This window comes from Isoptericola sp. NPDC060185, from assembly GCF_042728595.1.
GTDB lineage: Bacteria > Actinomycetota > Actinomycetes > Actinomycetales > Cellulomonadaceae > Isoptericola.
This window is the reverse complement of the sequence record NZ_JBHWYY010000002.1, coordinates 22,744-41,495: the sequence shown is the minus strand read 5'-3', so window position 1 is coordinate 41,495 and position 18,752 is coordinate 22,744. Positions and strand designations below refer to the sequence as shown.

The following is an 18,752-nucleotide window of genomic DNA, read 5'->3' as shown; positions in this document are numbered from 1 at the left end:
GACCGGCGGGCCGCCACCGTGGCGGCCCGCCGCAGGACACGAGCCAGGGACCACCATGTCAACCATCACCTCCACCCGCCCCGAGACCGCTCCCGCGGCTCCCGCGGCCCGGCGCCCCCGGCGGCGCCTCGCCCGGCGCCTCGAGCCGGTCGCGTACATCGCGCCCGCCTTCGTCGCGCTCGCGCTCATCGTGGGCTACCCGGTGTTCAACGCCATCGGCACGAGCTTCCTGCACGCCAACCTGACGCGGCCGGGGCAGGACACGTTCGCCGGGCTGGCGAACTACACCGACCTGTTCACGAGCGCCACGTTCTGGACGGTCACCGCGCGCACGCTCCTGTGGGCGGCGTCGGCGCTCGTCGTGCAGGTCGGGCTCGGCCTGGTCATCGCGACCACGCTGAACAAGCGCCTCGTCGCGCGGGGCGCGATCCGCACCACCCTGATCGTCCCGTGGGTCGTGCCCACGGTGCTCGTGGCCCTCATCTGGCGGTTCCTGCTGGACCCCGTCTCCGGCCCGATCAACGGCCTGCTGCGCAGCAGCGGCCTGCTGGAGAACCCGCCGATCTGGCTCGCCGACCCCACGTGGGCCATGCCCGTGCTGGTGCTGATCAGCGCGTGGAAGTGGACGCCGTTCACCGCGGTCATCCTCCTCGCCGGCATGCAGCAGATCCCCGGCGAGCAGTACGAGGCGGCGATGGTCGACGGCGCCAGCGCGTGGCAGCGGTTCCTCCACGTGACGATCCCCGGCATCCGCGCGTCGCTGGCGCTCGTCGCTCTCACGACGATCTCCGGCGCGATCAACAACTTCAACGGGATCTGGATGTTCACGCGCGGCGGCCCCGTCGGCGCCACCGAGATCCTCACCACCTACGCCTACAGGACGGCCTTCATGGAGTTCGACTTCGGCAAGGCGTCGGCCATCTCGGTCGTCATCTTCGCGATCATGATGGTCCTCGCCGTCACGTACTTCTACGTCGTCGAGGGCCGCAAGGGGGACCGGCGATGAGGCGCTCCCGCACCCGCGCGTCGGTCGGCGCGCACGTCGTGGCCACGGTCCTCGTGCTCGGCACGGTGCTGCCGTTCCTGTGGATGCTCGTGTCGTCGTTCAAGACGCCGGCGGAGCTCAACGGCGTCGACAAGCGGCTCCTGCCGTCGGCGCTGTTCCTCGGCAACTACGCCAGCCTGCTCGACACGAACTTCGTGACCTACTTCCGCAACTCCGTCGTGGTGGCGGCGGCGACCACGACGGTCGCCCTGCTGCTCGCGATCCTCGCCGGCTACGGCTTCGCGCGGTTCACGTTCGTGGGCAACCGGGGGATGCTGCTCATCGTCGTGGCGGCGCAGATGTTCCCCGCCGTGATGCTCGCGACGCCCCTGTTCGTCACAGTGAAGACCCTGGGGCTGCTCGACTCGCTCACCGGCCTCGTGGTCGTCTACGTCTCCTTCGCGCTGCCGTTCTGCATCTGGCTGATGCGCAACTACTTCCTGGCGGTGCCGGTCGAGACGGAGGAGGCCGCGCTCATCGACGGCTGCACCCGGTTCCGGGCCCTGTGGCGGGTGGTGCTGCCGCCGGCGCTGCCGGGCGTCATGGCCGCCGCCGTGTTCACGATCATCCAGGTGTGGGAGGAGTTCTTGTACGCGAACACGTTCATCGACACGGACGCCAAGCGGACGCTGTCGGTGGGCCTGAACTCCCTCATCGGCGAGTTCACGACCGACTGGGGGCGGCTGCTCGCCGCGGGCGTGCTCGTCATGATCCCGGTGCTGCTCGTGTTCGGGTACCTGCAGCGGTACGTCACCCAGATCGCCGGGGGCGGGGTGAAGGGCTGAATGTCCGCCCAGATCCTGCGCGGCGCGCGCCTGGCCGGCGGCGAGGTCGTGGACGTCCGGCTCGACGGCGCCGTGGTGGCCGCCGTCGAGCCGGCGGGCGGCCCGCCCCGACCCGGTGACGCCGGCCTGCCGGAGACCGACCTGACCGGCTACCTGCTGTGCGGGGCGTTCGTCGAACCGCACACCCACCTCGACAAGGCGTTCACCGCGGACCGTGTCACCGGCGCGGACGGCACCCTGCGCGGCGCCATGGAGCGCTACGGCGCGGTGCTGGCGGACATGGACGAGGAGGACGTGCACCGTCGCGCCGCCCGGGCCCTGGGGCTCCTGGTGGCGCACGGCGCGACGGCCGTGCGCACCCACGTCGGCTGCGGGAGGCTGCTCGGGGTGCGGGCCGTGCGCGCCCTCGCGCGGCTGCGCCACGAGCTGGCCGACGTCGTCGACCTCCAGGTCGTCGCGCACGTCGGCGGGCCCGGGCCGGGCGAGACGTGGCGCACCCACCGGACGCGCCTGGTCGACGCTCTCGACGCCGGGGCCGACGTCGTGGGCGGCAACCCGTCGATCGAGCAGGACCCGGTGGCCGCGATGGAGGAGTGCGTCGGCGTCGCCGTCGAGCGCGGCGTCCCGGTGGACCTGCACGTCGACGAGACCACCGACCCGGCCGTGCTCACGCTGCGCCACCTCGCGCGCCTCGCCGCCGGGGCGGGCGTGCCGGTCACGGCGAGCCACTGCGTGTCGCTCGGCCAGCAGGATGCCGGGCTCGCGGCCGAGGTGGCGGCCGAGGTGGCGGCGGCAGGCGTGCGCGTGGTCGCCCTGCCGGCCACCAACCTGTACCTCCAGGGCCGCGGGGCCGTGCCCCGGACCCGTGGCCTCACGGCGCTCGACGCGCTGCGGGACGCCGGAGTGCGGGTCGCCGCCGGGGGCGACAACGTCCGCGACCCGTTCAACCCCGCCGGGAGGCTGGACCCGCTGGAGACGGCCTCGCTCGCGGTGACCGCCGGGCACCAGCCGCCGCGGGTCGCCTGGGACCTGGTCGGCCCGGACGCCCGGGACGTCCTCGGCCTGCCGCCGGCCGGCCCCGTGCCCGGGGCGCGGGCGGACCTCGTGGCCGTGCGGGCGGGCTCCCTGGAGGACGCCCTCGCGCTCGCCCCCGCCGACCGGAGGGTGTGGCGCGCAGGCCGGCTCGTGTCCCGGACGCTCGTCGAGCGCCACGGGCCCCTCGCGGGCCTCGTGACCGGGCTGACCCCGGAGGCGGTCCGATGAGCGTCGCCGCCGCGCCCCGCGCCGGCTCCCTGTGGCGGGTTCGCCAGATCCGGGCCGTGTTCGTCCTGAGCTTCGCCGGTCTCACCAGCTTCTCGGTGACCCTGGCGGCGCTGCCCGCCTGGGCCCGGCAGCTCGGGCACCCCGAGGGGGTCGTCGGGACCATCACGGGCGTGATGCTCGCCGCCACCGTGGTCACCCAGCTCCTGACCGCGGGCCTCCTGCGCCGGTGGAGCGTGCGGACGCTGCTCGTGGCGGGCTCGTTGCTGCTCGGCCTCCCGACGCCGCTGTACCTGCTCGCGCACGACCTCTGGGCCTTCTACGCGCTCTCCGCGGTGCGGGGCGTCGGCTTCGCCGTCGTCACGGTGGTCGCGGCGCTCGCGATCCCGCGCGCCGCGCCGCCCGAACGCCGCGGTGAGGCGATCGGGCTCTTCGGCCTGTCCGCGGCCGTGCCGATGATGGTCGGGATCTCCGGCGGCGCCGCGCTCACCCTCGGCGGCTCGTTCGCCGCCGTCGCGGTGCTCGGAGCGCTGCCGGTGGTCGCGCTGGTCTTGGTGCCCGGGGTGCCTGCCGAGATCGTGGGGACGACCGGCTCGACCGCGATCACGCGCGTCCTGTCGACGCTCGCGCTGCCCGCCGGTCTCCTGCTGGTGACCACGGCCGCCGGCGGCGGGCTCGTCACGCTCCTGCCGCTGCAGCGCCCCGACGGGTCCGTCGCGGCCGCGGCCCTGCTCGCGTTCGGGGCCGTGGGCATGGTGACGCGGTGGAAGGTGGGTCCGGTGCTCGACCGGGCCGGACCCCGCGTGGTGCTGCCCGTGCTCGTGGCGTGCGGGGTCGCGGGCCTGGCCGTCGTGGCCGCGGGCCTCGCCGGGACGGCGGGGGTGCTCGTCGCCGGGGCCGCGCTGTTCGGCGTCGCTTACGGCGGCCTCCAGACGGTGACGCTCGACCTGAGCTACCGCGCCGTCCCCGACCGCGACGCGCCCGCCGCGAGCGCCGTCTGGAACGCGGCTTTCGACGCCGGCACCGGCGCGGGCTCGGCGATGCTGGGCTTCGTGGGCGGCACCGCCTGGGGCGGCGCGGGGGCGCTGGTGGCCGGGGCGGTCGCCGTGGCGCTCGTGGGCGCGGCCGCCGCGCTCACGGCGCGCCGCGCGCCCGCCCGCGGTGGGGCCCACGACCTGGTGGCAGAGGACACGACCGCCCGCACGACCGACCGCACGACCGACCGCACGACCGACCGCACTGCCGACCCGGAGGGGACCGCATGAGGATCACCGACGTCACGTGCGTGGAGTACGTGGGCCACGTCGACGCGCCGGAGCCGATCTTCGCCGACCGGCTGCGTCGCCCCACCGACGTCTACCCGGAGCTGCGCGCGCAGGGGCCGCAGGTGTTCCCCGAGGTGACGCCCGGAGTGGCCGAGGTGCGCTCGGTGTTCCTGCACGTCGACACCGACACGGGGCTGCGGGGCAGCACCGCGCAGCTCTCGCCCGAGCAGGCCTTCATCGTGACCAGCGTGCTGCGGCCGCTGCTGCTGGGCGCGGACCCGCTGGCGACCGAGCGGCTGTGGGACGTGCTGTACCGCTCGGCGATCCACGGCCGCGCGGGCGCCGGGATGACGGCGCTGTCCGCCGTCGACTGCGCGTTGTGGGACCTCCGCGCCCAGCACCTCGGCGTCCCGGCGCACGTGCTGCTCGGCGGGCCCACGCGGGACGCGGTGCCCGCGTACGCCTCGACGCTCGGGGACAGCCTGGAGCCGGCGGCCGTCGCGGCGCGCACCCGCGAGCTCGTGGCCCGCGGCTTCCGCGGGCTGAAGTGGTTCCCGCGCTGGGGGCCCGAGGACGGCGCGGCGGGGGTGGACCGCGTGGTCGAGCTGGTCGGCACCGTGCGCGACGCGGCCGGGCCGGGTGTCGCGATCATGCTCGACGCGTGGAGCGGGTGGGACGTGCCCTTCACCCTGGACGTCGCACTGGCCACCCGGGACCTCGGCGTGGCGTGGATCGAGGAGCCGCTGCTGGCCGACCAGGCCGAGGGCTACCGGGCGCTGCGGCGCCGCCTGCCCGACGGCGTGCGGATCGCGGGCGGCGAGCACGAGTACACCCGGTGGGGCTACCGGGAGCTCCTCGCGGCGGACGTGCTCGACCTGTACCAGCCCGACCCGCACTGGGCCGGCGGGATCTCCGAGCTGACCAAGGTCATGGCGCTCGTCAGCGCGGCCGGCGCCCAGCTCGTGCCGCACGGGCAGTCGCTCCAGTGCAACGCCGCCCTGACCTTCGCGGCGTCCCCGGCGCTCGTCCCGCAGATGGAGTACCTCACGCGGCTCATGCCGATGTACCAGCACTTCCTCGCCGAGGCGATCGTGCCCGCCGACGGGGCGATCCACGCCCCGACGGGCCCGGGTCTGGGCATGGCGGTGGACCCCGCGAAGGTCGTGGCGACGCGGGTGCTCGGGGGCGGGGGAGCCGCGTGAGTGCCGTCCTGCTGTGCCTGTCGGACTACCCGCGCGACCTCGTCGAGGGCTGGGTCGCCGGCGCGGACGTCGAGGTGGTCCTCGCCCCGGGCGGCGCGGGCGTGCCCGACCTGCCCGGCGCGCTGGCCCGCGCCGACGTGGTGGTCGGCGACGCCGCGCGCCGGGTCCCGCTCGACGCCGCCGCCCTCGCGGGCATGGGCCGGTGCCGGCTGGTCGTCCACCCCGCCGTCGGGCTGGACGGCGTCGTCGACCTCGACGCCGCCCGCGCCCGCGGGATCCGCGTCGTCAACGCGCCCGGGTACAACGCCGACGCGGTCGCCGACTGGGCGCTGATGGCCATGCTCCTGCTGCTGCGCGACGGCGTCGCCGCCGACCGCGACCTGCGCGCCCGTGGCTGGCACCCGAGGCCGCTGGGCCGGGAGCTCGGGGCGCTGACGGTCGGGATCGTCGGCTACGGCGCGATCGGCCGGGCCGTGCACCGCCGGCTCCGCGGGTTCGGCGCCCGGGTGGTCGTGACCAGCGGGCACCCCACCGACGACGTCGCCGCCGCGGGCGGGACGCAGACGGACCTCCCCACGCTGCTCGAGGGGTCCGACGTCGTCACCCTGCACGCCCCCCTGACCGCCGCCACGCGTCACCTGCTGGACGCGCCCCGCCTGGCCGCCATGCGGCCCGGCAGCGTGCTCGTGAACGCCGCCCGCGGCGAGCTCGTGGACGAGGCGGCCCTCGTCGCCGCGCTGCGCGCGGGCCGACCGGCCGCCGCCGCGCTCGACGTGTTCGCCACCGAGCCGTTGTTGCCGGACAGCCCGCTGCTCGCGCTGGACAACGCGTACCTCTCGCCGCACGTGGCCGCCGGCACCGTGCAGGCGCGCGAGCGCGTGCGGGCCCTCGTGGGGCAGGCCGTCCGCGCGGCGCTCGCGGACGCGGGCGCCCCCGCCCCGCGACCCCACCCGCCCGCGCGGGCCTGACCGGCCCGCGCACGTCACGTCACGTGACGTGACGTGGAAACGTTCGAGGAAGGACACCATGCTGCAGCTCGGCTACAAGGCGTCGGCGGAGCAGTTCTCGCCGCGCGACCTGCTCGCCTCCACCGTCCTGGCCGAGGAGGCCGGGTTCGACTCCGTCTTCGTCAGCGACCACCTGCAGCCCTGGCGGCACACCGGCGGGCACGCGCCCGCAGCCCTGCCGTGGCTGGGCGCCGCCGCGGCGAGCACGTCCCGCGTGCGGCTGGGCACGAGCGTGCTCACCCCCACGCTGCGCTACCACCCCGGCGTGGTGGCCCAGGCGTTCGCCACGCTCGGCTGCCTCGCGCCCGGTCGCGTCATCCTCGGCGTCGGCTCGGGGGAGTCCCTCAACGAGGCGCCGCTCGGGCTGCCGTGGCCCGACGGCAAGGAGCGGTACGCCCGGTTCCGGGAGGCGATCTCCCTCATCCAGGCGCTGTGGGCCGGGGAGCGGGTCACGATCGACGGCACGTACTACAGCGCCCGCGACGCGACGATCTACGACCGCCCGGACACGCCCGTGCCGCTCTACGTCGCCGCGTCGGGGCCGTCCGCCACCCGCCTGGCGGGGCGCGTCGGCGACGGCTTCATCTGCACCAGCGGCAAGGGGCGCGAGCTGTACACCGAGACGCTGCTCCCGGCCCTCGCCGAGGGCGCCGCGAAGGGCGGGCGCACGCTCGCCGACCTCGACCTCATGATCGAGATGAAGGTCTCCTACGACCCGGACCTCGACCGGGCGCGGCAGGCCACCCGGGCGTGGGGTGCGTTGGCCCTGACCCCGGAGGAGAAGGTCGGCGTCGAGGACCCGGTCGAGATGGAGCGGCTGGCCGACGCGCTGCCCGTGGAGCGCACCGCGAGCCGGTGGATCGTGTCCGACGACCCGGACGAGCACGTCGAGCGCATCTGGTCGTACGTCGAGATGGGCTTCACCCACCTCGTCTTCCACGACCCGCGCGCCGACCAGCAGGCGTTCCTCGAGCGGTACGCCGAGGAGATCCTGCCGCGCCTGCGGGCCCGGGAGCGGGAGCGGCAGGAGGCCTGATGGATCCCGTCCTCGACGCCGTGCTCGCCGGGTCGTCCACCGGGTCGTCCACCGGGTCGTCCACCGGGTCGTCCACCGGGTCGTCCACCGCGCCGTTCGCGCTCGCGACGGTCGTGGCGACGTGGAGCTCGGCTCCCCGCGGCCCGGGCGCCCGCATGCTGGTGCGCGCGGACGGGACCGCCGTCGGGTCGCTCACCGGCGGGTGCGTGGAGGCCGACGTCCACGCCCGCGCCCTCGAGGTGCTGGGCGACGGCGTGCCCCAGCTCGTGCGCTACGGCGTGAGCGACGACGTCGCGGGCGCGGTCGGCCTGACCTGCGGCGGCACCGTCGAGATCCTCGTGCAGCGGGTGGACGACGCGGCGGCGCTGCGGGCGTTCGCGCGCCGCGTCGCGCACGGGGACCCGGCGGCCCTCGCGACGGTGGTCGCGCACGACGGCGGCGTCCCCGGGGCCTCCGTCGCCGTTGGTCCCGCCGGGGTGGTCGCGGGCCGGACCGGGTCGGCGCGGCTCGACGACGCCCTCGCGCACGACGCCGCCGCGCTCGTCGCGGCCGGCCGCACCGGGGAGTTGACGTACGGGCCCGACGGCAGCCGCCAGGGCGTGGGCATGCGCGTGCTGGTCGACGTCGCCGCACCCCCGCCGCGGATGATCGTCGCGGGCGTCACGGACTTCGCGGCCGCCGTCACCTCCCTGGCGGTCTTCCTGGGCTACCGGGTCACGCTGTGCGACGCGCGCCCCGCGTTCGCCACCCGTGAGCGGTTCCCGGACGCGCACGAGATCGTCGTGGACCGGCCGGACCGGTACCTGGCCGCGGAGCTCGCGGCCGGCCGGGCGGACGGGCGCACCGCCGTCCTCGTCCTCACGCACGACCCGAAGTTCGACGAGCCGCTGCTCGAGGTCGCGCTCGGCGCCGACCTCGCCTTCGTGGGCGCGATGGGGTCGCGCCGCACGCACGCCGACCGGCTGGACCGGTTGCGGGACCGGGGCGTGCCCGCGGAGGCGCTGGCCCGGCTGCGCTCGCCCGTCGGTCTCGACCTCGGCGGGCGCAGCCCCCGCGAGACCGCGCTGTCCGTGCTCGCCGAGGTGGTCGCCGTCCGCGCCCGCGGCACCGGTGCACCGCTCACGGCGACGGCCGGGCCGCTGCACCACGACCGCCGCCCCGACGAGGTGGCGCACCGCGGGTACTCCCGCCGGCCCTGACCCCCCCTGCCCTGACCCCCTGCCCTGACCGCTGCCCCGGTCCGTCGCCCGGGGTCGGCCGGGCCCCGTCCCGCGAGCCCCGCGGCGCGGACGTACGCTCTCGACGCCGGGAGGCGCCCGGCGAGCCCGGCCTCGACGTGGGGTGGTGCGCGATGGGGACCAGCACGCAGGGCACCCGCGAGCGCCGCCTGCGCCGCGAGGCGTGGGGCTTCGCCGCGGGGTCGGTGTGCTTCCTCGTCGGCGCGCTGCCCGCCTACGCGGCGTGGGCGGGCCCGGTCGGCACGGGCATCACGTTCGTGGTGGGGGCGGTGCTGTTCACCGCGGCGGCGGTGGTGCAGCTCGCGCTGAGCGGCCGCCGTCCGCCCGGCCCCGGGGCGGTGGTGGCGGACCGATGGGACTGGTGGTCGGCGGCGGTGCAGCTGCTCGGCACGCTGCTGTTCAACGTGAGCACCACCGTGGCGCTGACCGCCGCCGTGGTGGACCCGGGCGACGTGGGCGCGGGGTGGCGGCCGGACGCCTACGGCTCGGCCGCGTTCCTCGTGTCGAGCGCGCTGGCGCTGGTCGCGACGGCGGACCGGGGGCGGCTGTGGGACACGGACGCCCGGACCTGGCACGGCACCTGGCTGAACATGGCGGGCTCGGTCGCCTTCGCCGCCTCAGCCGTCGGCGCCTACGTCGCGCCGGGCACCGACGCCGACCTCAGCCCGTGGTGGTCGACGGTGGGGACGCTGGTCGGCGCGGCCTGCTTCCTCGTCGCGGCGCTCCTGTCCCGGCGGGCGGTCGAGGCGGCGCCCTGACCGGGTCGCTCGGGGTCCGTCGCCGGCTCGGTGTCGCCGGCTCAGTCGTCGCGGGCCGAGCGCATCGCGATGCCCTCGGCGCGGGCCGCGCCCCAGAAGTTGTGGAACAGCTCCTCGGGGGTGAGTCGGTCGTCGCGGTGCTCGACGGGATCGGCCTCGCCGGCGATCGCCTTGACCTCCTCGTGGATGCGCTCCATGGAGCTGTCGAGGGAGGAGGCGACGTCGGCGGCGAGCTTGAGCGAGTCGGTGAGGTGGCGCGGCACGTCGCGCGCGTACTTGTAGTAGATCTTGTGCTCGAGGCTCGCCCAGAAGTCCATCGCGATGGTGCGCAGCTGGATCTCGACGACGACGTCCTCCACCCGGTCGGACAGGTAGACCGGCACCTGCACGATGAGGTGCAGCGACTTGTACCCGTTCGCCTTGGGATGGGCGATGTAGTCGCGCTCCTCCAGGATCGTGAGGTCGGTCTGGCCGACGATCATGTCGCGCACCTTGTAGATGTCGGAGACGAAGCTGCAGGTGACGCGGACGCCTGCGACGTCGAACATCTGCCCGCGGACGCCCTCGGGCGTGAGCGGGATGCCCTTGCGGCGGCACTTCGCCACGATCGACTCGAACGACTTCAGGCGCGAGCTCACGTGCTCCACGGGGTTGTAGTTCTGCATGTGGCGGAACTCGTCGCGCAGGATCGAGATCTTGGTCATGACCTCGTCGATGCCGAACTTGTAGGTGAGCACGAGCCGGCGCAGCTGGTCCACGAGCTCGCGGATCTCGGCGGCGTCGGGGGACAGGTGCGGGGGTTCGTGCTCGGCGTACGTGCTCACGACGTCCACGGTAGACGGCCCGCACGTCCCCGCGTGCCTGCGCCGGGCGGCCTCCGCAGCACCTCCCCGAACGGTGTCCGGCATCCGGCCACTCGTTGTCCGCGGGGTGAGAGGCGAGGAGGATGGGCGTGCACCGTACCGCCGGAGTCGAGGGGGGACCATGACCACCCAGTTCGTCGTCCTGGTCGCGCTCGTGCTGCTCACCGTCGTGCTCGGCACGCTGTGGCGCGCACGGCAGGGCCGGGTCCGCACCGCTCCCGCGCGCGCCGACCTCGCGGTCGACTGGGCCGCGCGGGGCGTCGTCCTGGGGGAGCGCGCGACGTTCGTCCAGCTCTCGGCGCAGGTCTGCGCCCCCTGCCGGGCCACCGCCCGCGTGCTGCGCGACGTCGCCGCGCGGGAGCCGGGGGTGGTGCACCACGAGCTCGACGTCGAGGAGCACCTCGACCTGGTGCGCGAGCTCGGGGTCCTGAAGACCCCCACCGTCCTCGTGCTCGACGCGACGGGCGCGCAGGCCGCGCGCAGCAGCGGCGGCATGAACCCCGCCCAGGCCGGCCGGGCCCTGGAGGCGGCGCTGCCCGCCCCGGCCGCCCGCGCCTGACGGGCACGCCGCGCCCGCCGACTGCCGCCCGACGCCCGACGCCCGACGAGGACCGTCCACCGCACCTCTCGGCCCCACCATCGCAGGAGCACCCATGAGCCACGAGACCTCCGCCCCGCCGGCCCCGGCCGGCATCGACCCCCGCGGCCCGCGCGTGGGCGCCGGCATCACCGCCTTCCTGCTCGCGGTCGTGGTGCTCCTGGGCGCGACGACGGCCGGCCTCGTGCTGCTCGCCGTCGTCGCGGCGGGCTTCGCCCTGGGCGCGGTGCGCGGTGCCCAGGGCACGGTGCAGGGCTGGCTCTTCCGCACGCTCGTGCGCCCGCGGCTCGCGCCGCCCGAGGAGCTGGAGGACCCGCGGCCGCCGCGGTTCGCGCAGCTCGTCGGCCTGGTCGTGACCGGCGTGGGCGTCGTCCTCGGGCTCGCCGGCGTGCTGACCGCCGTTCCGTGGGCAGCGGGCGTCGCCTTCGTCGCTGCCGCGCTCAACGCCGTCGTCGGGCTGTGCCTGGGGTGTGAGCTGTATCTCCTGGGCCTGCGCCTGCGGCCGGCCACCCGGACCGCGGACCGCGCGCCCCGGTAGGGTCCGAGGCATGGTGACGGTGCTCCCCTTCGACGGCCACACTCCCGAGATCCACCCCACGGCGTGGGTCGCCCCGACGGCGACGATCGTCGGCAACGTCCGCATCGAGGCGCGCGCCAGCGTGTTCTACGGTGCGGTGCTGCGCGGCGACATGGACGCGATCGTGCTCGGCGAGGGGTCCAACATCCAGGACAACTGCGTGGTGCACACCGACACCGGCGTGCCCGCGACGATCGGCGCGGGCGTGGGCGTCGGGCACGGCGCCATCATCCACGGCGCCACCGTGGGCGACGGCAGTCTCATCGGCATGGGCGCCACCCTGCTCAACGACGCCGTCGTCGGCGCGGGGGCGCTCGTGGCCGCCGGCGCCCTCGTGCGCGAGGGGCAGGAGATCCCCGCCGGGCACCTGGCCGTCGGCGTGCCCGCCAAGGACCGCGGCCCGCTCGACGCCGAGGGCGCCGAGCGGGTGCGCCGCAACGCGATCGAGTACCAGGAGCTGGCCGAGCGGCACCGGCGCTCGGTGGGCTGACGCGCCCGATGTGCTGACGGCGGGCGCTCAGGCCTCCGGCGTGCGCACCGTCCCGAAGATGGTGTGGCCGCGCAGCCGGAACCCGAGGTTCTCGTAGAGCCGGATGGCGTTCGTGTTGTTCCCCGCCGCGTGCAGCATCGGCCGGGCGCCGCGCTCGCGGACGTGGTGGGCGACGTCGAGCACCAGCCGGGTCGCGAGGCCCTGGCCGCGGTGGTCGGGGTCGGTCGTCACGGCGCTGATCTCGGTCCAGCCGTCCGGCTGGAGCCGCTCGCCCGCCATCGCGACGAGCCGCCCCTCCCGGCGGACGCCCACGTAGCGCCCCATGAGGTACGTGCGGGGCAGGAACGGGCCGGGGCGCGAGCGCTCCACCAGGGCGAGCATGTCGGGCACGTCGTCGGCGCCGAGCACCACGGCCTCGTCGTCGGGGCGCGCCCGCAGCCGGGCCGTGTCGACGAGCTGGACGCCCTCGTGGAGGGCGACCCGCTCCCAGCCCGCGGGCAGCGCGACCGTGGCCGGCGGCGTCGGGAACTCGGCGCCGTGGCCCACGACGTCGACGATCGCGTCCCAGACGCCGGGGTCGTCCCACGACCGCACGGCGGCGAACGGGGAGACGTCGGCGGGGTAGCGCAGCACCAGGTCGTTCCCCTCGGCCAGGTGCGCGTGCGCCCCGGTGAGCGACGACCAGCGCGGGTTGTCGAGGACGGCCTCGGACGCGTCGGGCCCCGATGACGGGGTCGGGGTCGCGTCCGGCGGGGTGGTCGTGGTGGTCATGGGTCCTCCTGTCGGCCGTCGCAGCCTAAGCGTCGGCCCTCCGCGGGAGGGCGCGCTTTTCGCTCTCGGCGTGCTGTGACGTGCGCCCGGCGCGACGGGCCCCCGGTCCGGGGTGGGCCGGGGGCCAGGTCGCTCGTCGCGCGTGGTCGTCGCGCGTGGTCGTCGCGCGTGGTCGTCGCTCGTGGTCGTCGCTCGTCGAGGATCGTGCCGGTCAGGCGTCGAGCCGCAGCCGCGCGCCGAGGGCGACGGCGGCGACGACGGTCGCGCCGGCCACCAGGACGACGTCCTTCAGCACGTACTGGCCGAGGAGCGTCATGCCGTGGCCGAACAGCTCGTCGCCGAAGAGGGCGACGGGGGACAGGATGCCGACCATCGCGACGGCGAGGACGACCAGGCCCGTCCGCAGCAGGCGGCCGGACAGGAGCGTCAGGCCGATGAAGGTCTCCATGACGGCCGTCAGCAGCACGGCGGCCGTGGCGGGCACCAGCCCGAACGTGAGGGTCTCCACCGTGCGGGCGGCGATCTCCTCGGCGGGGCTGGCACCGGGGAAGAACTTCAGGGCGCCGAAGCCGAGGAAGACGAGCCCGAGGGCGACGCGCAGGGCGGGGACCGACCATCGGGTCAGGAACCGGGCCAGCGCGGTCACCGCGAGATCGGCGCGCAGCGCGATCCGCTCGGCGAGGCGGCGAGGGGCCCGGGTGGACGGGCGGGGCGGCGTCGTGCGCGGTCGCCAGGGCGTGGCCGCGGGGGCGGCGGGGGCGGGGTTGTCCTGGGACGGCGGGACCGTGCCGGTGGCGGTGCGGTGCGCCGGGGTGGAGACGGACATCGTGGTGCTCACTTCCGGGGAGGGGTCACGGCCGGGTGTGGCCGCCCCAGGAGAGAGGTCCCGTCGTGCGGGGCGATGCGGGGGGCGGGGCGTTTTCGCCCGGTCCTCACCCGGGGGCCCGCTAGCGTCGGACCATGGATCACGAGCCGATGCGGCGGGTCGCCGAGTTCCGCGAGACGTTCGACCTGGAGACCGACGCCGCGCGCCCGGAGCTGGCGACCCACCGCCGGGCGCTGCTGGACGAGGAGGCCGCCGAGGCGGCCGAGGCCCTCACCGAGCTCGCGGCGACGCTGGCCGCCGGCGAGGACGCGGACGCCGCCTACCGGGCCGTGGCCAAGGAGCTCGCCGACGTCCTGTACGTCACGTACGGCGCCGCGGACGCGCTGGGAATCGACCTGCCCGCGGTCTTCGTCGAGGTGCACCGGTCCAACATGAGCAAGGTCGACGACGATGGTCGGGTGCTGCGCCGGGCCGACGGCAAGGTCCTCAAGGGGCCCGGCTACCGGCCACCGTCGCTCGAGGGTCTCGTCGCGGCGCCCCGGGAGCGTCCCTGACCTGAACCACCTCGGGCGGCGCTCCCGGGGCGCGCGACGCCGTCCCGGCGCCTTGACACCTGCGCGGCGCGGGTGTCACAGTGGCGCTCATCCGGAAACGTTTCCAGCGATGCCGCGGAGACGGATCTGGAAACGTTTCCAATCGCCGTTCGACGCTGAAGGTGGAGCGACAGTGACGTCATCACGCGCCACGTTGATCGAGGTGGCCCGGCACGCCGGGGTCTCCCTCGCGTCGACGTCGCGGGCACTGCACGGCACCGGGGCCAGCCCGGCCATGGTGGAGCGCGTGCGCGCCGCCGCCGACGAGCTCGGCTACAGCCCTGACGTGACCGGCCGGTCGCTGCGGATGCGCAAGACCTTCCAGGTCGCGTTCGCCGTCGCCGACATCGGCAACCCGGTGTACGTCGAGATGCTCGCCGCCATCCACGAGGTCCTGGCGCCGCACGGCTACCGGGTCGTGGTCATGTCCACGGGGGACACGGCGGGCGCCACCGCCGAGCTCGTGCGCAGCCTCGGGGGCGGGTTCGTCGACGCCCTGGTCGTGAGCCCGCTGCGCGCCGACGACGCCCTCGCCGAGGAGATCCGGCGGGCCCCGGTCCCGGTGGTCGTCATCGGCCGCGCGCTCGACGCCGCCGGCGACTCCGTCTCGACCGACTCCGCGGGCGGCATCGGCCTCGCCGTCGACCACCTGGTCGCCGCCGGCCGTCGCCGGATCGGCTTCCTCAACGGCCCCCTGGACACCACGCCGGGCACGGCGCGCCAGCGCGGCTTCGACGCCGCGACGGGCGCGGGCGGCTTCCCGGCCGAGCGCGTCGCCGTCGAGGTCGCCGACGACTTCACCGTCGCCGCGGGGCTGCGCGCCGCGCGCACCCTGCTGGCGCCCGCCGCCGACGGGACGCGCCTGGACGCCGTCGTCGCCGCGAACGACCTGCTCGCCATCGGCGCGGTCCGCGCCGCCCGCGAGGCCGGGCTCGCCGTCCCGGGCGACGTCGCGGTCACCGGCATGGACGACACCGAGCTCGGCCGCGTCTACGAGCCCACCCTGACGAGCGTCTCGCTCGGCACCGCGGAGCGCGGGGCCGCCGCCGCGCGCGCCGTGCTCGCCCGCCTCGAGGACGACGAGGCCACCGCCCAGCACGTCGTGATCGGCCCGCGCCTGCTGGTGCGCGAGTCGTCCGGCGTCGCCACCACCCCCGAGGAGGGCACGCGATGAGCGCCCCGACCACGCCGACCGCGCCCGCGGCCGGCCCCTCGAGCCGGTCCTCCGCGCGGGGCCCGCAGCAGGTCCGCCGCCGCGGCGGGCTGGAGCGAGGCCGCCGCCGCGAGGCCGCCGCCCTGGTGATGCCGTCGCTCCTGCCGATCCTGGTGCTCAGCGTCGCGCCGCTCGTCATGGGCATCGCGCTGGCCTTCACCGACGCGCGGCTCGTGCGCCACCCGGACTACGAGTTCGTGGGCGTCGACAACTTCGTGCGCCTGGCGGGCAACTCGTTCTTCTGGGACTCGTTCCGCATCGGCCTGATCTGGGCCGTGTCCGTGACGCTGCTGCAGCTCGTGCTCGCCCTCGGGCTCGCGCAGCTGCTCAACTCCGGCCTGCGGCTCCAGGGCCTCACGCGCGTGCTCGCGCTGATCCCGTGGGCGATGCCGCCGGTCGTCGTGGCGATCATGTGGAAGATGATCTACTCGCCCAACGCGGGGCCGCTCAACGCGTTCCTCGGGGCGCTGGGCCTGCCGGACGACATCAACTGGCTGGCGGACTTCTCCACCGCGCTGCCCGCCGTCATCGTCGTGGGCGTGTGGGTCGGCATGCCGCAGACCACGGTCACGCTGCTCGCCGGCCTCCAGCAGATCCCCGACGAGCTGCACGAGGCCGCGTCCATGGACGGCGCGGGCGCCTGGCGCCGGTTCACCGCCGTCACGTGGCCGAGCCTGCGGCCCATCGTCGCGTCGATCACGTCGCTGAACTTCATCTGGAACTTCAACTCGTTCTCGCTGGTCTACGTCCTCACCGAGGGCGGGCCCGGCGGCCGCACGATGCTGCCGATGCTGTTCACCTACCTCGAGGCGTTCAAGAACCGGAACATCGGGTACGCCGCCGCGATGGGCGTCGTCCTCGTCGTGGTCGTGGTCCTGCTCCTCGCCGTCTACCTGCGGTCGCAGTTCCGCGACGACCGCGCCGTGAAGAAGGGCTGAGCCGATGCGCGTCCTCGTCCGCCCCGCCCAGTACGTGGCGCTGGCCTGCTACATCGTCTTCCTCGGCTTCCCGCTGCTGTGGCTGATCTCGGCCTCGGTGAAGTCGTCCGCCGAGCTCAACTCGCTCACCGTGAGCCTGCTGCCCTCGCAGTGGCACTGGGAGAACTACGCCCAGGCGCTGGCGCGGCAGGGGCTGGTCCACTCCGCGGTGAACAGCGTCATGGTGGCGCTCGCCTCGACCGCGCTCGTCATCCTCATCGCGATGCCGGCGGCCTACGTGCTCGCCCGCCTCAAGGGCGCGATCCGGGTGGCCGGCGTCGGGTGGATCCTCGTGAGCCAGGTGTTCCCGGTGATCCTCATCATCCTGCCGCTGTTCCTCATCCTGCGGACCATGAACCTCACGGACAGCCTGGTAGGGCTCACGCTGGTGCACACCACGTACACGCTGCCGTTCGCGCTGTGGATGCTGCAGGGCTACGTGGCCGGCATCCCCACCGAGCTCGAGGAGGCCGGCTCCATGGACGGCGCCAGCCGCCTGTCCGTGCTCCGCCGGATCGTGTTCCCGCTGCTCGCTCCCGGGATCGTCGCCACAGCGATGTTCAGCTTCGTCTCCTCCTGGAACGAGTTCTTCTTCGCCCTGGTCCTGCTCCAGTCGCCGGAGAACTACACGCTGCCGATCACGCTCACGTCGTTCATCGGCGGCGAGGGCAAGGTCGCGCTCGGGCCGCTGGCGGCCGGGTCGTTCCTCGCGGCCATCCCGAGCATCGTCTTCTTCTCGATCATGCAGAAGAAGCTCACCGGCGGGCTCATGGCCGGCGCCGTCAAGGGCTGACGACCCGCCCTCCTGTTCTTCCGCACCCCTGACGACCACCCGAAAGGAAGTCCCATGAAGACTCGTGGAGTGTCCATCGCCGCATGCCTCACGGTCAGCGCCCTGGCCCTCGCCGCGTGCAGCGGCGGTGGCGGCGACGACGGCGGTGACGGCCCCGTGACCCTGAAGTTCCAGTCGCTGTCCGACCAGCCGGCCGCCATCGCGGCGACCAAGAAGATCGTCGACGAGTGGAACACCGACCACCCCGACGTGCAGGTCCAGATCGTGCCGGCGGGGTGGGACGGCGTCTACGACAAGCTCATCACCCAGTTCAACGGCGGTGCCGCGCCCGACATCATCCACTACGAGGCCGCGAGCATCGTGCCGTTCGCCCGCGACGGCTACCTCGCCGACCTCTCGGAGTACATGTCCGACGAGCGCAAGGCCGACATCCCCGAGGGCGTGCTGTCCTCGGTGACGGTCGACGACCAGGTCGTGGCCTACCCGACCGAGCTGCAGTCCTACATGGTCTTCGCGAACAAGAAGCTCCTGCAGGACGCGGGCGTCGAGATCCCGACCGGCGACACCATGACGTGGGACCAGCTGCGCGACATCGCCAAGGCGACCACGAAGGGCAAGACCTACGGCCTCGGCTGGGGCCTGTCGAGCCCGACCGCCGCGTTCATGACGCTGGCGCCGGCCTTCGGCGGCCAGTACTTCACCGGCACGGGCACCGACGCGAAGATCACGATCGGCGACGGCGAGATGGCCGTGCCCGAGCTGGTGGACGCGATGGCGCACCAGGACAAGTCGATCCTCCCGGTCACCCTGACGCAGTCGGGCTCCGAGGCGATCGCGTCGTTCTACGCCGGTCAGACGGCGATGACGGTGCAGGGCTCCTACCAGGCCGCGAACATCGCCAAGGACGCTCCGAAGGACCTCGACTGGGTGGTGCTGCCGCCGCTCGCCGGGCCGGAGGGCGCCGGGCAGGCCGCGAACCCGCAGACCCTGTCCGTCAACGTCGACTCGGAGCACGTCGAGGACTCGGCCCAGTTCATCGAGTTCTTCACCGAGCCGGACAACCTGGCCGCCCTCAACGAGGCGGACGCGCTGATCCCGGCGACGACGTCGGCCCAGAAGGTCATGGCCGACAAGCTCGGCGACGAGAACGGCTGGAGCACCATCCTGGCCTCGGGCCAGCACTTCGTCTCCGCGCCGTACCTGTTCGTCGACGCGTACGCGCAGTGGAAGGACACCGTGGCCACGCCGGCCTACCAGCGGTTCCTGGCGCAGGAGACGGACGCCGACGAGCTGTCCGCGCAGCTCACCGACGGCTGGGACGAGATCACGAAGTGACGGTCGTGGGGGGGGGGGGGCGCCCCCCCCCCCCCCCCCCCCCCCGGGGGGGGGGCCCCCCCCCCCCCCCCCGCCCCCCCCGGGCCGGCCCCGCGCCCCGGCCGGCGCGGAGGGGGGGTC

General features: G+C 75.0%; 20 protein-coding genes. 17 read left to right on the top strand and 3 right to left on the bottom strand.

The annotated features are described in order from the left end of the window. The first annotated feature begins 55 nt into the window (after positions 1 to 55). The 9 genes from ACFWDO_RS01025 (at position 56) to ACFWDO_RS00985 (ending at position 9,596) form a co-directional block, all read left to right on the top strand. Positions 56 to 1,006, top strand: coding sequence for a carbohydrate ABC transporter permease (locus ACFWDO_RS01025; RefSeq protein WP_380327123.1), 951 nt, complete (start codon positions 56 to 58; stop codon positions 1,004 to 1,006). Further along, positions 1,003 to 1,830, top strand: a complete 828-nt coding sequence (locus tag ACFWDO_RS01020; RefSeq protein WP_380327120.1) for a carbohydrate ABC transporter permease — start codon at positions 1,003 to 1,005, stop codon at positions 1,828 to 1,830. The genes ACFWDO_RS01025 and ACFWDO_RS01020 overlap by 4 nt, the downstream gene beginning before the upstream one ends. After that, positions 1,831 to 3,093 carry an amidohydrolase family protein gene (locus tag ACFWDO_RS01015; protein ID WP_380346754.1) on the top strand — a complete coding sequence of 421 codons (1,263 nt, stop codon included), beginning with the start codon at positions 1,831 to 1,833 and terminating at the stop codon, positions 3,091 to 3,093. After that, positions 3,090 to 4,355: an MFS transporter gene (locus ACFWDO_RS01010; protein ID WP_380322923.1), complete on the top strand. Its 1,266-nt coding sequence runs from the start codon at positions 3,090 to 3,092 to the stop codon at positions 4,353 to 4,355. Before ACFWDO_RS01015 ends, ACFWDO_RS01010 begins: the two co-directional genes overlap by 4 nt. Further along, positions 4,352 to 5,557, top strand: coding sequence for an enolase C-terminal domain-like protein (locus tag ACFWDO_RS01005; protein ID WP_380322926.1), 1,206 nt, complete (start codon positions 4,352 to 4,354; stop codon positions 5,555 to 5,557). The genes ACFWDO_RS01010 and ACFWDO_RS01005 overlap by 4 nt, the downstream gene beginning before the upstream one ends. Then, positions 5,554 to 6,525: an NAD(P)-dependent oxidoreductase gene (locus tag ACFWDO_RS01000; RefSeq protein WP_380322929.1), complete on the top strand. Its 972-nt coding sequence runs from the start codon at positions 5,554 to 5,556 to the stop codon at positions 6,523 to 6,525. The genes ACFWDO_RS01005 and ACFWDO_RS01000 overlap by 4 nt, the downstream gene beginning before the upstream one ends. A 58-nt stretch (positions 6,526 to 6,583) precedes the next feature. After that, positions 6,584 to 7,600: a glucose-6-phosphate dehydrogenase (coenzyme-F420) gene (gene fgd, locus ACFWDO_RS00995; RefSeq protein ID WP_380322932.1), complete on the top strand. Its 1,017-nt coding sequence runs from the start codon at positions 6,584 to 6,586 to the stop codon at positions 7,598 to 7,600. Further along, positions 7,600 to 8,799 carry an XdhC family protein gene (locus ACFWDO_RS00990; protein WP_380322935.1) on the top strand — a complete coding sequence of 400 codons (1,200 nt, stop codon included), beginning with the start codon at positions 7,600 to 7,602 and terminating at the stop codon, positions 8,797 to 8,799. The genes fgd and ACFWDO_RS00990 overlap by 1 nt, the downstream gene beginning before the upstream one ends. Positions 8,800 to 8,951: 152 nt before the next feature. Next, positions 8,952 to 9,596, top strand: coding sequence for a hypothetical protein (locus ACFWDO_RS00985; RefSeq protein WP_380322938.1), 645 nt, complete (start codon positions 8,952 to 8,954; stop codon positions 9,594 to 9,596). A gap of 41 nt (positions 9,597 to 9,637) precedes the next feature. On the opposite strand, the gene ACFWDO_RS00980 is transcribed toward ACFWDO_RS00985, so the two are convergent. Beyond that, positions 9,638 to 10,420, bottom strand: a complete 783-nt coding sequence (locus tag ACFWDO_RS00980) for a GTP pyrophosphokinase family protein (protein WP_380322941.1) — start codon at positions 10,418 to 10,420, stop codon at positions 9,638 to 9,640. Between the two features lie 160 nt (positions 10,421 to 10,580). Between ACFWDO_RS00980 and ACFWDO_RS00975 the strand changes: the two genes are divergently transcribed. The 3 genes from ACFWDO_RS00975 to ACFWDO_RS00965 all read left to right on the top strand — a co-directional run bounded on the left by ACFWDO_RS00975 (position 10,581) and on the right by ACFWDO_RS00965 (position 12,124). Further along, positions 10,581 to 11,018 carry a thioredoxin family protein gene (locus tag ACFWDO_RS00975; RefSeq protein WP_380322944.1) on the top strand — a complete coding sequence of 146 codons (438 nt, stop codon included), beginning with the start codon at positions 10,581 to 10,583 and terminating at the stop codon, positions 11,016 to 11,018. A 94-nt stretch (positions 11,019 to 11,112) separates the two neighbouring features. Further along, complete coding sequence (locus ACFWDO_RS00970) at positions 11,113 to 11,595, top strand: DUF4395 domain-containing protein (protein ID WP_380322947.1); 483 nt, start codon at positions 11,113 to 11,115, stop codon at positions 11,593 to 11,595. Positions 11,596 to 11,605: 10 nt separating this feature from the next. Further along, complete coding sequence (locus tag ACFWDO_RS00965) at positions 11,606 to 12,124, top strand: gamma carbonic anhydrase family protein (RefSeq protein ID WP_380322950.1); 519 nt, start codon at positions 11,606 to 11,608, stop codon at positions 12,122 to 12,124. Between the two features lie 27 nt (positions 12,125 to 12,151). Here the strand turns inward: ACFWDO_RS00965 and ACFWDO_RS00960 are convergent, their stop codons facing one another. After that, entirely contained in the window at positions 12,152 to 12,895 is a 744-nt protein-coding gene (locus tag ACFWDO_RS00960) for a GNAT family N-acetyltransferase (RefSeq protein ID WP_380322952.1), read from the bottom strand. A gap of 211 nt (positions 12,896 to 13,106) precedes the next feature. Beyond that, positions 13,107 to 13,721 carry a DoxX family protein gene (locus tag ACFWDO_RS00955; protein ID WP_380322955.1) on the bottom strand — a complete coding sequence of 205 codons (615 nt, stop codon included), beginning with the start codon at positions 13,719 to 13,721 and terminating at the stop codon, positions 13,107 to 13,109. Between the two features lie 134 nt (positions 13,722 to 13,855). On the opposite strand from ACFWDO_RS00955, the gene ACFWDO_RS00950 reads away from it, so the two are divergent. The 5 genes from ACFWDO_RS00950 to ACFWDO_RS00930 all read left to right on the top strand — a co-directional run bounded on the left by ACFWDO_RS00950 (position 13,856) and on the right by ACFWDO_RS00930 (position 18,632). Continuing rightward, a complete protein-coding gene (locus tag ACFWDO_RS00950) occupies positions 13,856 to 14,275 on the top strand; it encodes a hypothetical protein (RefSeq protein ID WP_380346752.1) in 420 nt (139 codons plus the stop codon). A gap of 172 nt (positions 14,276 to 14,447) precedes the next feature. Next, positions 14,448 to 15,488 (top strand): LacI family DNA-binding transcriptional regulator, encoded by a 1,041-nt coding sequence (locus ACFWDO_RS00945; protein ID WP_380346750.1) that lies wholly within the window; start codon positions 14,448 to 14,450, stop codon positions 15,486 to 15,488. Next, complete coding sequence (locus ACFWDO_RS00940) at positions 15,485 to 16,465, top strand: carbohydrate ABC transporter permease (RefSeq protein WP_380322961.1); 981 nt, start codon at positions 15,485 to 15,487, stop codon at positions 16,463 to 16,465. The genes ACFWDO_RS00945 and ACFWDO_RS00940 overlap by 4 nt, the downstream gene beginning before the upstream one ends. 4 nt (positions 16,466 to 16,469) lie before the next feature. Further along, a complete protein-coding gene (locus ACFWDO_RS00935; protein WP_380322964.1) occupies positions 16,470 to 17,297 on the top strand; it encodes a carbohydrate ABC transporter permease in 828 nt (275 codons plus the stop codon). A 54-nt stretch (positions 17,298 to 17,351) separates the two neighbouring features. After that, a complete protein-coding gene (locus ACFWDO_RS00930) occupies positions 17,352 to 18,632 on the top strand; it encodes an ABC transporter substrate-binding protein (protein WP_380322967.1) in 1,281 nt (426 codons plus the stop codon). The last annotated feature ends 120 nt before the right edge of the window (positions 18,633 to 18,752 follow it).

What these genes read in the sequence shown, in the direction of transcription:
- ACFWDO_RS01025 (WP_380327123.1), top strand. Translation starts at nt 56, where the DNA reads ATGTCAACCATCACCTCCACCCGCCCCGAGACCGCTCCCGCGGCTCCC.
- ACFWDO_RS01020 (WP_380327120.1), top strand. Translation starts at nt 1,003, where the DNA reads ATGAGGCGCTCCCGCACCCGCGCGTCGGTCGGCGCGCACGTCGTGGCC.
- ACFWDO_RS01015 (WP_380346754.1), top strand. Translation starts at nt 1,831, where the DNA reads ATGTCCGCCCAGATCCTGCGCGGCGCGCGCCTGGCCGGCGGCGAGGTC.
- ACFWDO_RS01010 (WP_380322923.1), top strand. Translation starts at nt 3,090, where the DNA reads ATGAGCGTCGCCGCCGCGCCCCGCGCCGGCTCCCTGTGGCGGGTTCGC.
- ACFWDO_RS01005 (WP_380322926.1), top strand. Translation starts at nt 4,352, where the DNA reads ATGAGGATCACCGACGTCACGTGCGTGGAGTACGTGGGCCACGTCGAC.
- fgd (WP_380322932.1), top strand. Translation starts at nt 6,584, where the DNA reads ATGCTGCAGCTCGGCTACAAGGCGTCGGCGGAGCAGTTCTCGCCGCGC.
- ACFWDO_RS00990 (WP_380322935.1), top strand. Translation starts at nt 7,600, where the DNA reads ATGGATCCCGTCCTCGACGCCGTGCTCGCCGGGTCGTCCACCGGGTCG.
- ACFWDO_RS00985 (WP_380322938.1), top strand. Translation starts at nt 8,952, where the DNA reads ATGGGGACCAGCACGCAGGGCACCCGCGAGCGCCGCCTGCGCCGCGAG.
- ACFWDO_RS00975 (WP_380322944.1), top strand. Translation starts at nt 10,581, where the DNA reads ATGACCACCCAGTTCGTCGTCCTGGTCGCGCTCGTGCTGCTCACCGTC.
- ACFWDO_RS00970 (WP_380322947.1), top strand. Translation starts at nt 11,113, where the DNA reads ATGAGCCACGAGACCTCCGCCCCGCCGGCCCCGGCCGGCATCGACCCC.
- ACFWDO_RS00965 (WP_380322950.1), top strand. Translation starts at nt 11,606, where the DNA reads ATGGTGACGGTGCTCCCCTTCGACGGCCACACTCCCGAGATCCACCCC.
- ACFWDO_RS00960 (WP_380322952.1), bottom strand. Translation starts at nt 12,895, where the DNA reads ATGACCACCACGACCACCCCGCCGGACGCGACCCCGACCCCGTCATCG.
- ACFWDO_RS00955 (WP_380322955.1), bottom strand. Translation starts at nt 13,721, where the DNA reads ATGTCCGTCTCCACCCCGGCGCACCGCACCGCCACCGGCACGGTCCCG.
- ACFWDO_RS00950 (WP_380346752.1), top strand. Translation starts at nt 13,856, where the DNA reads ATGGATCACGAGCCGATGCGGCGGGTCGCCGAGTTCCGCGAGACGTTC.
- ACFWDO_RS00940 (WP_380322961.1), top strand. Translation starts at nt 15,485, where the DNA reads ATGAGCGCCCCGACCACGCCGACCGCGCCCGCGGCCGGCCCCTCGAGC.
- ACFWDO_RS00935 (WP_380322964.1), top strand. Translation starts at nt 16,470, where the DNA reads ATGCGCGTCCTCGTCCGCCCCGCCCAGTACGTGGCGCTGGCCTGCTAC.
- ACFWDO_RS00930 (WP_380322967.1), top strand. Translation starts at nt 17,352, where the DNA reads ATGAAGACTCGTGGAGTGTCCATCGCCGCATGCCTCACGGTCAGCGCC.